Here is a 14,742-nt window from a genome sequence, read left to right on the forward strand (position 1 = left end):
CTCGCCGGCGTTTGAGGCGCGGGGGTCCGGGGGCGGAGCCCCCGGGACACGGTCCGCAGATGTACGGGCTGCGCCGCCACCCTCAGCCCCGCCGGCGCTTGAGGCGGCTCCTGGGGGCCGAGCCGTGCAGCGGGGGCGGGGTCAGGTTGACTCGCGGGCGACGGCGACGGCCCCCATCAGGTCGTGTCGCTCGGCGATCGCCGAAGGCACCCGTACGGCCCGGTCCACCAACCCCGCCAGCCGCTCCCCGCTCGGCATCTCGATCCGCACCGTGCTCAGCCGCGGCCGCATCAGCCGCCCGATCAGCAGGTCGTCGGCCCCCATCACGGCGACGTCCTCCGGCACCCGCACCCCCGCGTCCAGCAGCGCACGCAGCAGCAGCACCGCGTACTCGTCGTTGTACGCGAACACCCCGTCCAGCCCCAGTTCCCCCCACCGCGCGGCCAGCGCCCCCGCCGACTCCTCCGTGTAGGCCAGGTCCAGCGGTGTGACCTCCGTGCCCGCCACCGAGCGGGCCCCCGCCAGGCGGGGGGCGGAGAAGAAGTCCAGGCCCTGCTCCTCCGGGACGACCACCCCGATCCGGCGGCGGCCGCGTTCGGCCAGGTGGGCGGCGGCGCGGGCGCCGACCTCGGCCTGGTCCATCACCAGCGCGTGCGCCCCCGCCACCCGGTCCGGGCCCAGGGTGATCACGGCGCGCGCACCGGCCCGTTTGAGGGTGTCGACGTTGTGCGCGGAGAGGACGGTCTCGCCCAGGGAGATCACCGCGACGGGCCGCAGCTCGGCCCAGGCGCGGACGGCCTCGTCGCCGTCGAGGCCGAGGCCGCCGTACTGGACGACGGTGTAGTCCAGGCGGCGCAGGGCCCACTGGAGTTCGTTGAGGAAGGCGCTGTACAGGGGGCCGACCGGTACGTGCGGGGTGGGGAGCAGCACGATGCGGGTGTGGCCGGCGCGCAGGCTGCGGGCGGCGGCGTGCGGGACGTAGCCCAGTTCCTCGGCGGCGGCGCGGACCTTGCGGCGCGTGGGTTCGCTGATCCGTACGGCCTCGGCGTTGTTGAGGACGTACGAGACCGTCGCGCGTGAGACGCCCGCGAGCCGGGCCACGTCGGCGCTGGTCGGCGGGTTCGGGGGGTTCGGTGTGTCAGACATGGCCGTGGCATCTTTCCAGACCGGTCACGCCCGGGGTCTGGCGGTTGGCCTGAAATGAATGCTACACAGTGGTTACACGAGTCACTTACACGTGTCACCACCGTGTCACCACCTCCACTCGCTGCCCAGGAGGGCACCGTGGCCCTTTCCTCCGCCGTCCCCACCGACGCGTCCCCCGGACGGGGACTGCTCCCCCTGCTCCTCGTCGCCAACACCGCCATGTACTCGCTCTACATCGGCGCCGGCGGCATCCTGCTCGCGCTCCAGGTCGAGCACGTCGACCCGGCCGGCAAGGTCTCCGACTTCGGCCTGATCGCGGGGGTTTCCGCGATCTTCGCCACGGTCTTCAACCCGGTCGCCGGAGCCCTCGCCGACCGCAGCGGCCGGCGCAACCCCTGGATACTCGGCGGCGGGCTCGCCGCCGTTCCGGCCATGCTGCTGCTCGGCCTCGCGGACACGATCCTGCTGATCGCCCTCGCCTGGTGTCTGGGTCAGGCCGTCATGAACGTCCACCAGGCCGCCCTGACCTCCGTGGTTCCCGACCGGGTGCCGGTGACGGCCCGCGGCAGGGCCTCGGCGGCCGTCGGGCTCGGGCTGCCCTTCGGCTCCGCCCTGGGCGGCCTGGTCGGAGCGGCCTTCGCGGAGGACTACCGCACCGGGTACCTGCTGTTCGGCGCGGTCGTGGCGCTCGCCGCGGTGCTGTTCACCGGCTGCACGCGCGAGCGGCGGCTCCCGGCGCGCGCTCCCCTGCCCGTCCGGGGCCAGCTGGCCGCCTTCGCGGGCGCCCTGCGCGACCACGACTTCCGCTGGGCCTTCATCGGGCGGGCGCTGCTGGTGCTCGGCTACTTCGCGGTGAGCGGCTACCAGCTGTACGTGCTCCAGGACCACACCGAGCTGCCGGAGGGGATGAGGCCCGAGGCGGCGATGGCGGTGCTGATGCCGCTGACGAGCGTGGCGATGGCCGTCTCGACGGTGCTGGGCGGCTGGCTGTCCGACCGGCTCGACCGGCGCAAGCTGTTCGTCGGCGCCTCGGCGCTCTTGTCGGCGGTCGCACTGGCCATTCCCGCGGTGTCGGCGAGCTGGGCCGCGATGCTGGCCTTCTCCGTGGTCAACGGGCTGGCGTTCGGCTGCTACATGGCCGTGGACACCGCGCTCGTGACGATGGTCCTGCCCCGCGCCGAGGACGCCGCGCGGGACATGGGGGTGCTGAACGTCGCGAACGCCGGGCCGCAGATCGTCGCCCCGTTCGTCGCCTCCGTCGTCGTGTCGGTGAGCGGCGGCTACACCGCTCTGTTCGTCGTCGTCGCCGCGCTGGCCGTGGCGGGGGCGCTGGCCGTGCGTCCGATCCGCGGCGTGCGCTGATCCCCTTCCGAGAAACCGATCCGAAAGGCACCACCGTGCAGCTGCACACCCACACCTGGGGCGAGGGCGACCGCCTCGCGCTCCTGATCCACGGCATCATGGCCGACCACCGCACCTGGCGCCGGGTCGGCCCGGCCCTCGCGGGGGCGGGCTACCGGGTGATCGCCGTCGACCTGCGCGGCCACGGGGCCAGCGGGCGGGGCCCGTACGGTCCGGAGCTGTTCGCGGACGACGTCGTCGAGACCCTGCCCGCAGGGGCTGATCTGGCCATCGGGCACTCGCTCGGCGGCCTGACCCTGGCCCTGGCGGTGGACCGGCTGAGGCCGCGGCGCGCGGTGTTCTCGGACCCCGCCTGGCACCTGGCCGCCCCGGAACCGGGCTTCGGGCCGGAGCTGTTCGCGGAGTTCAAGACGCTGAGCCGGGAACGGATCCGGGCCATGAACCCGCGCTGGGAGGAGGCGGACGTGGACATCGAGCGGGCCACGCTGGACCTGTGGGACGAGTCCACCGCCCTGAGCCTGGGCCCGCTGGCCGGCCGGGACCTGCTGCCGGCGGCCCCGGCGGTCCCCTCGCTCGTCCAGCTCGCCGATCCGAGCTTCCTGATCTCCCCGGAGCGGGCGGCCCTCCTGGAGGAGCGCGGCTTCGAGGTCCGCACGGTCGCGGGCGCCGGTCACACCATCCACCGCGACGACTTCGAGGGCTTCATGGCCTCGCTGGAGGGCTGGATCTAGTGCTGTGGCCGGAAAGGTTTGCCGGTTCGCGGTGTCCGGTGCGGTGCATCGCAAGGCGGAGGGCCGCGGCTCGTACTGGACGTACTTGCGCGGTCCGACAACGCAGCGAGGTGCCGTGCCGGGCGCCGTGAGGCGGTGAACCTTTCCGGCCACAGCGCTAAGGAAACCGCGGTGCCGGGCGGGGCCCGTCGGGTGCCCGCCCGGGCCGTCGGTCAGCGCAGCGGCCGCGGCCGGGAGAGGTCGACGCCCACGAGTGCCGAACCCCGCCCTCAGGAGGTCGCCCGCCTCCTCGGCCGACGCCGGACCGGGCGGAGAGCCGGCGCGCCGGTCGCCCGGAGGGTGCGGGCCGGACGGTTTCGGCTTACCGTCGGTATTACCGATCGGTAAGGGGGAGGTCCGGGGTGTCGGATGCGGTGGACGGGCTCATGGAGATGGCGCAGGCGCTCGCCGAAGGGCGCGTCGGTTCAAGGGAGTTGACGGAGCGTTCGCTCGCGCGGATCGCCGCCTCGCAGTCCTCCCTCAACGCCTTCCGGATCGTCCGCGCCGAGGCCGCGCTCGCCGAGGCCGAGGCCGCGGACCGGCGGCTGGCCCGTGGGGAACGGCTTCCGCTGCTGGGCGTTCCGGTCGCCGTCAAGGACGACATGGACGTGGCCGGGGAGCCGACCGCGTTCGGGTGCGCGGGGGACTTCCCGCCGAAGGCGGCCGACGGCGAGGCCGTACGGCGGCTGCGCGCGGCCGGGGCGGTCGTCGTGGGGAAGACGCAGACGCCCGAGCTGGGGCAGTGGCCGTTCACCGAGGGGCACGCCTTCGGCGAGACCCGCAACCCGTGGGATCCGGCGTACACCCCGGGAGGCTCCTCCGGCGGTTCGGCGGCGGCCGTGGCGGCGGGACTGGTGCCGGCGGCGCTCGGGTCCGACGGGGCGGGGTCGGTACGGATCCCCGCCGCCTGGACGCACCTGGTGGGGGTGAAGCCCCAGCGCGGGCGGATCTCCACCTGGCCGGAGCCGGAGGCCTTCCACGGCCTGACGGTCAACGGGGTGCTGGCCCGCACGGTCGGGGACGCCGCGCTGCTGCTGGACGCGGCGAGCGGCCCGGCCCCCGGGGACCTGCACCGCCCGGCCCCGGTGTCGGCGGTCGAGGCGGCCGGGCGGCCGCCGGGGCGGCTGCGGATCGCCCTGTCCTTCGGGACGGCCTTCACCGCGACCGGGGGCAAGTCCCCAGACCCCGTGGTGCGTTCGGCGGTGGAGCGGCTGGCCGGGCGGCTGGAGGGGCTGGGGCACGAGGTGGTGCCGGAGGACCCCCGCTACGGCCCGATCGGCCTGACCTTCGCGCCCCGCGCGACCGCCGGCGTACGGGAGCTGGCGGTGCGGGCGCCCGACGCGGGCCTGCTGGACCCGCGGACGCACGAGGCGATGCGTACGGGGCGCCTGCTGGGCGGGGCGGCGCTGCGGGTGTCACGGTGGGCCGAGGGGGCGCTGCGCCGCCGGGTCGGGGAGCTGTTCGGCCGGTTCGACGTGGTGCTCACGCCGACGACGGCCACCGGGCCGCTGCGGATCGGGGCCCTGGCGGGGCTGGGGGCGCTGGCCACGGACCGGGCGATGATCGCGGCCTGCCCGTACGCCTGGACGTGGAACGTCCTGGGGTGGCCGGGCATCAGCGTGCCGGCGGGGTTCACCCCGGAGGGGTTGCCGCTCGGCGCCCAGCTGCTGGGCCCGGCGGACTCGGAGCCGCGGCTGCTGTCGCTGGCGGCGCAGCTGGAGGCGGCGGAGGGCTGGGCGGCGCACTGGCCGCCGGGGCGAACGGGTGTGAACCGGCCGACGAGGCGGGTATTTGACGGCAGTTGACACGGGCTTGACTCCCGGCATACCTGACCCGCCTAGGCTCACGGCGACTTGATCCACAGCATGATCGACAGGGGGTGCACGCGATGAGCGTGCAGAACGACAACAAGCAGACGGTGCTCGGCTTCTTCACCGCCGTCAGCGAACGGCGGACCGAGGACCTGCAGCGGTACATGGCGCAGGACGTGATCGACCACAACCAGATCATCCACGGCGAGCCCGACGAGCCGGGGGCGGCCTTCGAGGGGCTGCGCCGGCAGCTGGCCGCGTTCGATCCGCTGACCATCCGGGTGGATGAGGTCGTGGTGGAGGACGACCGCGTCGTCGCCCGCGTGGTCCAGTCCGGGACGCACGGCGGCACCCACCCGCGCATGCCGGAGCCGACGGGCCGGTCCTTCGAGAACGAGGCCATCTGGTGGTTCACCCTGGCCGAGGGCAAGATCTCCCAGATCCGCGCGGTCAGCGACCGCCTGGGCCTGTTCCTCCAGCTGGGCTGGGACTGGCCCCAGGCCGACTGACCCCCGGGGCCCGGCCGTTCACGGCCGGGCCCCGCGCGTCGGGCGCCGGGCGTCGGGCGTCGGGCGTCGGGCGCCGGGCGCGTACTGCCGGACCTGGTGCCTCGTATGTAATGTCACACGGCATGATGCTCTTACGTCGTGCGGCACTGGCCGCCGCCCTCCTCGGTGTCACCGCCGTCCTGCCGCCCGCCGCCGCCCACGCGGAGACCGCGCCCGCCTGCCCCGCCGGCGCCCCCGCCTCCCCCGACCCCGAGCAGGGGCGCCTGTCCGACCCCCGGGCGGCGGCCTTCCCCGAGCGGGCCGGGCTCGACGGCTTCGTACGCCGCTTCCCGGCCGCACTGTGCGGCGTACGCGACGCCGCCGGGGCGGAGCGGCTGCTCGGCGGGTGGGGCGAGGCGCTGTGGCAGGCCGCCGTGAACCGGGCCCAGGGACACCGGCCCGGCGGCGACCTGCCGGACCGGGACGACCGGCCGCTGTACTGGACCCGGCTCGCGATGACCACGCAACTCGACGCCTGGCAGCCCGGGTTCGCGGTGGACCGGGCGGCGCTGAGGGCCCGGTTCGAGGACGCCTCGCGCGGTCTGACCGCCAACGGGTTCCGCGGCACCCGGGGCGTCCGGCGGATCTTCGTCAGCGGGTTCGACCCGTTCGGTCTGGACGCCGAACTGCGCCGCGCCAACCCCTCCGGCTCGGCCGCCCTCCAGCTCAACGGCCGCCGCATCACCCTGGCCGACGGCACCACGGCCGAGATCCGGGCCGTCGTCCTCCCCGTCCGCTACGCCGACTTCGACGCCGGGATCGTCGAACGGGCCTACGGGCCCCGGCTGGCGGCGGGACCGCGCTCCGCCGACATGATCACCAGCATCAGCCAGGGCTACCCCGGCCTCTTCACCCTGGAGGCCTGGGCGGGCCGCAACCGCTCCGCGGACCCGTACCCGGACAACGCCCGCGCCCTGGCCGGCGGTACGCGCGAGCACCCGGCCACCGCGCCGGGCCTCGGCCCCGGGGCGGAGTTCCTGCGCACCAGCCTGCCCACGGACGCGATGACCGCCGTCCAGGCGCCCTACCCGGTACGGCTGAACACGTCCGTCACCGAGATACCGGCCGGCGGGGCGGCCCCCGTGGACCGGGAGGACGGACCCACCCCCGGCTCTCGGGCCGTCGCGGGCGGGGGCGGCGGCTACCTCTCCAACGAGGTCGCCTACCGCTCCAACCGGCTCCGCCTGGAACTGCGCCCCGGCCTCCCCGGCGGCCACCTGCACACCCCCGTCCTGACCGGCCTGCCCGCCGAGGCGGAGCGGCTGACCGGGCCGGAGTTCGAGCGCAACGAGGCGGCGATCACGGCGCAGGTCCTGGAGGTGCTGCGCGCCTCCGGCGCCCCTGCTAGCGGAGCGCGCTGAAGGCCTTGGTGAAGGCCAGCGGCTGCTGGAGGACCGAACTGCAGGTGGCGTCCGCGTAGTTCACCGCGCCCGAGGGGCACTGCTTGTCGCGGGCCGCGGACCACATGGCCAGCCGGCCGATCCCCTTCGCCGAGGCGAACTCGACGAGCCGCGTCGCGTCGGAGACCGAGAAGACCTCCGACGCGACGTCGTTGACGCCGATCATCGGGGTGACGGCCACGGCCTTCCAGGCCGCCTGGTCGGACAGTCCCAGGACCCCCTTCAGCTGGGCCTGGGTCGCGGTCGCGGCCTGGATCGCGTACTGCCCCATGTTCCCGGCGTAGGCCGGGCCGTAGTCCATCGCCATGATGTTGACCGAGTCGATCCGTACGCCGTTCTTCCGGGCGTCGGCGAGCAGGGCCACGCCCGGCTGGGTCAGCCCCTCGGGCATCACGGGCAGGGTGAAGGCCACGTCCAGGGCGGGGTGGGACTTCTGCAGCCGGGCGATGGCCTGGGCGCGGCGGGTGTTGGCGGCGGTGTCGGGCAGGGCCGCGCCCTCGATGTCGAAGTCGACCTTGGTCAGCCGGTACTGGTCGACGACCTTCCCGTACGCCGCCGCGAGTTCGTCGGCGCTCGCGCAGTTGAGGGCCAGTTCGCGGCCCGCGGCTCCGCCGAACGACACCCGGATGTCACCGCCCTTGGCGCGCAGCGCGCCGATCTGCCCGGCCACCTTGTCGCTCGCCAGGTCGGTGACCCCGCCCCACAGCGGGGTGCAGCCGGCGCCCGCGGTGACGAAGGCGAGGTGGAACTCCTTGACGCCGGTGCGCGTGGCGGTGTCGAGGAGGTCGTAGGCGGGGTAGAGGGAGGTGTCGACGTACGGGGCGAAGCGCGCCCCGCCGGCGGGCGCGGGGGCCGGCCCGGTCGCGGTGGGGGCGGCCGTCGGGCTCGCCGTGGGCGCGGTCGTGGGCGCGGTCGTGGCCGTGGCCGTGGGCTTCGCCGAGGCGGTCGGGGCCGGGGTGGGCGGGGTGGTGGGGCGGCCGCTGGGCTGCGGGGTGGCGCTCTGGTCGACGGAGCACTTGACCCCGTTGATCAGACACCCCTTGGGGCTGCCGGGACCACCGCTCGCGACGAAGCCGACGGTGACGGAGGCTCCGGGCGCGAGTTCGCGGTTCCAGCTCGCGGGCTTCACGGTGACGTGCTGTCCGGCGACGGTGTGGGTGCCGTTCCACAGGGAGTCGATCCGCGTGCCGGCGGGCAGGTCGAACTGCAGGGTCCAGTCCGACTGGGTGCCGCCGGTGCCGTTGGTGATGACGTACTGGCCGGTGTAACCGCCGCTCCAGGAGCTGGAGGTGGTGTACACGGCGCCGACGGCGGTGGCCTGCGCGGTCCCGGTGAACGCGAGGACGGCGCCCCCGATCACCGCCGCCACCACGATCGCGCCCGTGGCCTTCGCCTTGCCGCTGGCTCTGCGGCGGTGACCGGTTGTGCTGCCCATGGCGTGCCTGCCTCTGCTGTGTTACCGGGGAGTTGGGGTGCGGCAGCACGCTAGCCGCCCGGAAACGGACAATCGTTCGCTTCCGGGCGGCGGTTACGAAGCTTAGGTTCCGCTTAAGGAAGTGATCGGGAGGGTTTAAGCCGCCCCCAGGGCCCTTTCTCCGCGGCACGGGCCCCCGTAGCCGCTAACCTCGCCCGGATGACGGCACTTTCACACCACGGCAACGGTTACGTCGAGCAGCCCGGGCGGGACGGCTTCGCCGCCACCGTCGAGGCCGACCCGCTGGCCATCGGCACGGTGCGCACCGAGTACGCGCCCGACCCGGACGGGGATCCCGACCCCGGCGAGATCGTGTGGACCTGGGTCCCCTTCGAGGAGAACGACGGGCGGGGCAAGGACCGCCCCGTGCTGGTGGTCGCGCGCGAGGCGGGCGGGGCGACCCTGCTCGCCGTTCAGCTGTCCAGCAAGCGGCACGACGACGACCGCGAGTGGGTCCCGATCGGCTCCGGCCCGTGGGACGGCGCCGGGCGGGAGTCCTGGGTGGACGTGGACCGGGTGCTGCGGGTCCACGAGGCGGGGATGCGCCGCGAGGCGTGCGCGCTGGACCGGGGCCGGTTCCGGCTGGTGGTGGAGCGCCTGCGGGAGCGTTACGGCTGGCAGTAGCCCCCGGGCCCGGGGTCCCGGGCCCGGGGTCCCGGGCCCGGCTCACTCGTGGGCGAAGGCCCGGGTGAAGGCCTCGCGGGGGCCGGGGTTGCGGTCCAGGACGGCGAAGACGACCCGGTCGAAGGTTCCCGCGAAGCGGCCCGTCAGCGGGCGCCGGAAGGCCTGCGCCACCTCCGCCGGGTCGTTGCGGAACACCCCGCACCCCCAGGCCCCCAGCACCAGCTCCCGGTACCCGTGCAGGGCCGCCGTCTCCAGGACCCGACCCGCGCGCCGGGCGAGGGCCGCCGGGATCTCCGGCGCCCGCTCCGGCTCCTGGCGGCGGATCGTGCCGGCGTTCGGGGCCGGGCAGGTGAGGAAGCCGGCCCGGAACGGGGTCTCCAGCAGGTCGCCCCGGTCGTCGCGGAACACCGGCACCCCGGGCGAGTGGATCACCCGGTCGGTGTAGAAGGTGCTCCGGCCCGCACGGTGGACCTCGTAGTACTCCGGGGCCTCCAGCAGGGTCTCGTAGAGCGCCGACGCCCGGCACAGCGCCTCCTCCTGCGCCTTGGCCCCGCGGACGTAGCCGCCCCCGGGATTGCGGGCCGAGGCGAAGTTCAGCACCGCCACCGGGCCGCCGGCGCCGTCCTCCCCCACCAGGCGACGGGCCGCGACCGTGCTGCTCTCGCCCGTGAGCTCGAAGACGGTCGGGCGGCTCCCTCTGACGGACGTCCCGTCTGGAATGATCTGATTTGGGCCATATATCCTGGTTTTGGCCTTGGCTTCCGCCAGGTCGGCGGCGAGGGAGACCCACCGCCCGGACCGCGTCCGGTACCCACCGGCCGCCAGGATCAGCGCGTTCTCCCGCGCGATCTCGCGCAATCTGCTGCTCACGCCGCCATCCTCGGGCCCAGGCCCGGAGGCGGCAAAGGAATTACCGCCCCGAGGACGGGTAGGCACGGGTGACATCACGGCCGACGACAGGAGACGAGGTTCCGGTCATGCCCGAGAACTCGCCCGCTCCCACCGCCCAGGATCCCGCGGACTCCGCGTACGCACCCCTCACCGAGGCGGCCGCCGAGGACCTGGTCCACGGCATCTGCTTCAAGACCGGCCCGCCCCGCACGCTCGGCGCCGAGCTGGAATGGCTCGTCCTGGACGCCGAGCGGCCCTGGCTGCCGCTGCCCCCCGAGCGCCTCACCGCCGCCCACGCGGCCGCACGCGCCCTGCCCCTGCACTCCCGGATCACCGTCGAACCCGGCGGCCAGCTGGAGCTGAGCTCGGCCCCCGCGGACTCCCTCACCGCCTGCCTCGACGGCCTCCGCGCCGACCTCACCGCCGTACGGGACGCCCTGCGCACGCAGGGCCTCGTCCTCCACGGCCTCGGCGAGGACCCCCGCAGGCCCCTGCGCCGCCTCCTGGCCAGCCCGCGCTACGACGCGATGGAGACCTACTTCGACCGCACCGGCCCCGCCGGCCGGGCCATGATGCGCGCCTCCGCCTCCGTACAGGTCTGCGTGGACGCCGGCCACGAGGAGCCCGGCCCTCTCGGGCACGGGCGGCGCTGGCGGCTCGCCCACCTGCTGGGCGCGGTACTGGTGGCCTCCTTCGCCAACTCCCCCGGCCGCGAAGGCCCGTACGAGGGGTGGCGGTGCGCCCGGCAGGGGGTCTGGAGCGACATCGACGCACGGCGCGCGCTCGCCCCGCCGCTGGACGCCGAGCCCCGCACCGCCTGGGTCCGGCACGCCCTGGACACCGAGGTGATGTGCGTACGGGGCCCCGGCGACGGGCCCTGGGCCGTACCGCGCGGGCTGACCTTCCGCGACTGGCTGCGCACGGACGGCGGCCGCTCCCGGCGCAGGCGGCCCACGGCCGAGGACCTGGAGTACCACCTCACCACCCTGTTCCCGCCCGTGCGGCCGCGCGGCCATCTGGAGCTGCGGATGATCGACGCGCAGCCCGGCGAGGACGGCTGGATGGTGCCGGTGGCGGTGGTGCACGCCCTCTTCGACGACCCGGAGGCCGCCGAGACGGCCTACCGGGCGGTCAAGGCGCTGGCCGACGCCTACGGACCCCGGTGCGCGCCCCGCAACGCCCTGTGGCGGACCGCCGCCCGGAGCTCCCTGACCGATCCGGACCTCAGGGCGGCGGCCACGGCCTGTTTCGCAGCGGCCGCGGAGGCCCTGCCCCGGCTCGGGGCGGACCCGTACGTCCAGGCGGCGGTCGGGGACTTCACCGAGCGCTACGTACGGCGGGGGCGCTGCCCGGCGGACGACGCGGACGACGCCCTGATCGCCGGGCGCACCCGGGCCGCCGCGAGCACCGCCCCGGCACCCGTGGAAGACACCGGCCCCGCGGCACACCGCCGACGGCCGCCCGCCGCGAAGGGACCGCGCCCGTGACCACCGAGACCCACCCCGAGATCCGTCCCGGCGCGCTGCGCGAGCGGGCCGCGGCCGCGCTGACCGCCGCCCGCGCCCGCACCGCGGGGCTGACCGACGTCGTCAGCGACCCGGACCTGACCGCGCAGCACTCGCCCCTGATGTCCCCGCTGGTCTGGGACCTGGCGCACATCGGGAACCAGGAGGAGCTGTGGCTCCTGCGGAACGTGGCCGGCCGGGAGTTCCTGCGCCCCGAGATCAACTCCCTGTACGACGCCTTCCGGCATCCCCGCGCCGAGCGGCCGAAGCTGCCCCTGCTGGGCCCCGAGGAGGCCCGCCGGTACGCGGCCGAGGTCCGCGGACGGGTGTTCGAGCTGCTGGACGGGACCCCGCTGGAGGGGACGGCCCTGCTCGACCGGGGGTTCGTCTTCGGGATGATCGCCCAGCACGAACAGCAGCACGACGAGACCATGCTGATCACCCATCAGCTGCGGGCGGGCGCGGCCGTGCTGACCGCGCCCGACCCGGATCCCCCGCAGGGGCCGCCCCCGGCGGCGGCCGAAGTCCTGGTCCCGGGAGGCCCGTTCACCATGGGGACCTCGGCCGAGCCATGGGCGCTGGACAACGAACGGCCCGCGCACACCCGGGAGGTCGCGCCCTTCTGGATCGACACGGCGCCGGTGACCAACGCCGCCTACCAGGCCTTCATCGCGGACGGCGGCTACACGGAGCCCCGCTGGTGGGCCGCCGAGGGCTGGGAGCAGATCCGCGCCCACGGCATCGGGGCCCCGCTGTTCTGGCGGCGCGAGGCCGGCCAGTGGCTGCGCCGCCGGTTCGGGGTGACCGAGCCGGTACCCGATGCAGAACCGGTTCTGCACGTCAGCTGGTACGAGGCGGACGCCTACTCCCGCTGGGCGGGGCGCCGGCTGCCCACCGAGGCGGAGTGGGAGAAGGCGGCCCGCCACGACCCGGCCACCGGCCGCTCCCGCCGCTACCCCTGGGGCGACGCCGACCCGGGCCCCGAGCACGCCAACCTGGGCCAGCGCCACCTGCGCCCGGCCCGCGCCGGCGGATACCCGGCCGGGGCCTCACCGCTGGGGGTGCGCCAGCTCATCGGCGACGTGTGGGAGTGGACCGCCTCGGACTTCCTGCCGTACCCGGGGTTCCGCGCCTTCCCCTACCGGGAGTACTCGGAGGTGTTCTTCGGCCCGGAGCACAAGGTGCTGCGCGGCGGCTCCTTCGCGGTGGACCCGGTGGCCTGCCGGGGCACCTTCCGCAACTGGGACCTGCCGGTGCGCCGGCAGATCTTCTCCGGATTCCGCACCGCGAGGGACGCCTGATGTGTCGTCACCTGGCCTACCTGGGACCGGAGATACCCCTGGGCAGGGTCCTGAGCGAGCCGGAGCACTCCCTCGTACGGCAGTCCTGGGCGCCGCGCCGGCAGCGGTACGGCACCGTCAACGCGGACGGTTTCGGCGTCGGCTGGTACGCGCCCGGCGACCCGGTCCCGGCCCGCTACCGGCGCGCCGGGCCCGTCTGGGGGGACGAGGGCTTCGCCGACCTGGCCCGCGTGGTGCGCAGCGGGGCCGTACTGGCCGCCGTGCGCGACGCCACCTTCGCGGGGGCGGACGGGGAGGCGGCGGCCGCGCCGTTCGCGTCGGGGCCCTGGCTGTTCAGCCACAACGGCGCCCTCCGGGGCTGGCCCGACACGGCGGCGCCGATAGCCGCTGCCCTGCCGCCCCACGAACTCCTCGAACTGGCCGCGCGCACCGATTCGGCGCTGGTGTGGGCGCTGGTCCTGCACCGGCTGCGGCAGGGCGACGACCCGGGTACGGCCCTGGCGGAGGCGGTCCGCGAACTGGCCGCCGCGGCCCCCGGCTCCCGGCTGAACCTGCTGCTCACCGACGGCGGCTCGATCGCCGCCACCGCCTGGGGCGATTCCCTCTGGTATCTGCCCGACCCGCCGTCGGGGCGGGTGGTGGTGGCCTCCGAGCCGTACGACGACGACCCCGGCTGGTGCGAGGTGCCCGACCGGACCCTGCTCAGCGCCACCCGCACGCGGGTCGCCCTGATCCCCCTCAAGGAGAGCACCCCGTGAGCGACTTCCAGATGACCCGGACCCTCGACGAGCACGCCGCCGACAGGGCGCTCAGGAAGGACGTCCTGAGCGGGATGACCCGCGTCCCCAAGGAGCTGCCGCCGAAGTGGTTCTACGACGCCCGGGGCAGTGAACTCTTCGAGGAGATCACCCGGTTGCCGGAGTACTACCCGACGCGCGCCGAGCGGGAGATCCTGCTGGAGCGGGCCCGGGAGATCGCGGCGGTGAGCGGCGCGCGCACCCTGGTGGAACTGGGCTCCGGCTCCTCGGAGAAGACCCGGCACATGATCGAGGCGCTGCCGGCGCTGGAGACCTACGTCCCGGTGGACGTCAGCGAGAGCGCCCTGGAGGGGGCGGCCGCGTCCCTGCTGGCGGACCATCCGGGGCTCGGGGTGCACGCCCTGCTGGCCGACTTCACCGGTCCGCTGCACCTGCCGGACTCGCCCGGGCCGCGGCTGGTGGTGTTCCTGGGCGGCACGGTCGGGAACCTGCTGCCGGCGGAGCGGGCGGCGTTCCTGGCGTCCGTACGGGCGATGCTGTCGCCCGGGGACGCGCTGCTGCTGGGCACGGACCTGGTGAAGGACGAGGACGTGCTGGTGGCGGCGTACGACGACGCGCAGGGGGTGACCGCGGAGTTCAACAAGAACGTGCTGGCCGTGATCGACCGGGAGCTGGGCGCGGACTTCCACACCGCCGACTTCGACCATGTGGCGGTGTGGAACCGGGAGCACGAATGGATCGAGATGCGGCTGCGGGCCCGGTCGGCGGTGACGGTGAAGATCCGGGCGCTGGATCTGGTGGTGCCGTTCGAGGCGGGTGAGGAGATCCTGACGGAGATCTCGGCGAAGTTCCGTCAGGAGGGCGTGCGGAAGGAACTCGCGGAAGCCGGGCTGGAGTTGTCCCAGTGGTGGACGGACGCCGCGGGCCGTTTCGCGCTGTCGCTGTCGGTGGCCGACGGCTCCGTGGACTCGGTCACCGTGGACTGAGCGGGCCGGGCCGGTACGTAGGGCACCGGTGCGTGCGGGGTCGTGTGCGGCGGGCGCTGCCGGGCGGGTACGCCGGCCGTGCGTTCCGGCGCCTTGTCTTTGTGTTCGCACGCTTACGAGGAGCAGCGATGACCGAGCGGGACTTTCTGACAGCGAAGATCGAGCG

General features: G+C 74.9%; 13 protein-coding genes. 10 read left to right on the plus strand and 3 right to left on the minus strand.

Going from position 1 to position 14,742, the window contains the following annotated elements; all coding sequences use genetic code 11:
* Positions 1-141: 141 nt before the first annotated feature.
* Entirely contained in the window at positions 142-1,146 is a 1,005-nt protein-coding gene (locus tag AB0F18_RS34600; RefSeq protein WP_362067969.1) for a LacI family DNA-binding transcriptional regulator, read from the minus strand.
* A 138-nt stretch (positions 1,147-1,284) separates the two neighbouring features.
* Here AB0F18_RS34600 and AB0F18_RS34605 point away from each other — a divergent pair, with 138 nt between their 5' ends.
* The 5 genes from AB0F18_RS34605 (at position 1,285) to AB0F18_RS34625 (ending at position 6,998) form a co-directional block, all read left to right on the plus strand.
* Entirely contained in the window at positions 1,285-2,508 is a 1,224-nt protein-coding gene (locus AB0F18_RS34605; RefSeq protein WP_362067972.1) for an MFS transporter, read from the plus strand.
* Between the two features lie 35 nt (positions 2,509-2,543).
* Positions 2,544-3,239 (plus strand): alpha/beta fold hydrolase, encoded by a 696-nt coding sequence (locus tag AB0F18_RS34610; protein WP_362067975.1) that lies wholly within the window; start codon positions 2,544-2,546, stop codon positions 3,237-3,239.
* Between the two features lie 401 nt (positions 3,240-3,640).
* Complete coding sequence (locus tag AB0F18_RS34615; protein ID WP_362067978.1) at positions 3,641-5,083, plus strand: amidase; 1,443 nt, start codon at positions 3,641-3,643, stop codon at positions 5,081-5,083.
* Positions 5,084-5,166: 83 nt separating this feature from the next.
* Complete coding sequence (locus tag AB0F18_RS34620; RefSeq protein ID WP_362067981.1) at positions 5,167-5,598, plus strand: ester cyclase; 432 nt, start codon at positions 5,167-5,169, stop codon at positions 5,596-5,598.
* 122 nt (positions 5,599-5,720) lie between these two features.
* Positions 5,721-6,998, plus strand: coding sequence for a pyroglutamyl peptidase (locus AB0F18_RS34625; RefSeq protein WP_362067984.1), 1,278 nt, complete (start codon positions 5,721-5,723; stop codon positions 6,996-6,998).
* On the opposite strand, the gene AB0F18_RS34630 is transcribed toward AB0F18_RS34625, so the two are convergent.
* The gene (locus AB0F18_RS34630) at positions 6,982-8,472 is read right to left on the minus strand and encodes a cellulose binding domain-containing protein (protein WP_362067987.1); all 1,491 of its coding nucleotides are present in this window, start codon (positions 8,470-8,472) and stop codon (positions 6,982-6,984) included. The two genes, AB0F18_RS34625 and AB0F18_RS34630, sit on opposite strands and share 17 nt — an antisense overlap.
* Before the next feature lie 198 nt (positions 8,473-8,670).
* On the opposite strand from AB0F18_RS34630, the gene AB0F18_RS34635 reads away from it, so the two are divergent.
* Positions 8,671-9,135: a type II toxin-antitoxin system PemK/MazF family toxin gene (locus AB0F18_RS34635; RefSeq protein WP_362067990.1), complete on the plus strand. Its 465-nt coding sequence runs from the start codon at positions 8,671-8,673 to the stop codon at positions 9,133-9,135.
* A gap of 42 nt (positions 9,136-9,177) precedes the next feature.
* On the opposite strand, the gene AB0F18_RS34640 is transcribed toward AB0F18_RS34635, so the two are convergent.
* Entirely contained in the window at positions 9,178-10,005 is an 828-nt protein-coding gene (locus AB0F18_RS34640) for a TIGR02452 family protein (protein ID WP_362067993.1), read from the minus strand.
* 107 nt (positions 10,006-10,112) lie between these two features.
* Between AB0F18_RS34640 and egtA the strand changes: the two genes are divergently transcribed.
* Genes egtA through egtD form a run of 4 tightly spaced genes read left to right on the plus strand, consistent with a single transcriptional unit; the run spans position 10,113 to position 14,576 of the window.
* Positions 10,113-11,513, plus strand: coding sequence for an ergothioneine biosynthesis glutamate--cysteine ligase EgtA (egtA, locus tag AB0F18_RS34645; RefSeq protein ID WP_362067996.1), 1,401 nt, complete (start codon positions 10,113-10,115; stop codon positions 11,511-11,513).
* Entirely contained in the window at positions 11,510-12,832 is a 1,323-nt protein-coding gene (egtB, locus tag AB0F18_RS34650; protein WP_362067999.1) for an ergothioneine biosynthesis protein EgtB, read from the plus strand. Before egtA ends, egtB begins: the two co-directional genes overlap by 4 nt.
* The gene (gene egtC / locus AB0F18_RS34655) at positions 12,832-13,590 is read left to right on the plus strand and encodes an ergothioneine biosynthesis protein EgtC (protein WP_362068002.1); all 759 of its coding nucleotides are present in this window, start codon (positions 12,832-12,834) and stop codon (positions 13,588-13,590) included. The genes egtB and egtC overlap by 1 nt, the downstream gene beginning before the upstream one ends.
* Positions 13,587-14,576 (plus strand): L-histidine N(alpha)-methyltransferase, encoded by a 990-nt coding sequence (egtD, locus tag AB0F18_RS34660; protein WP_362068005.1) that lies wholly within the window; start codon positions 13,587-13,589, stop codon positions 14,574-14,576. The genes egtC and egtD overlap by 4 nt, the downstream gene beginning before the upstream one ends.
* The last annotated feature ends 166 nt before the right edge of the window (positions 14,577-14,742 follow it).

Origin of the sequence: Streptomyces sp. NPDC029216 (genome assembly GCF_040648015.1) — a bacterium.
GTDB lineage: Bacteria > Actinomycetota > Actinomycetes > Streptomycetales > Streptomycetaceae > Streptomyces.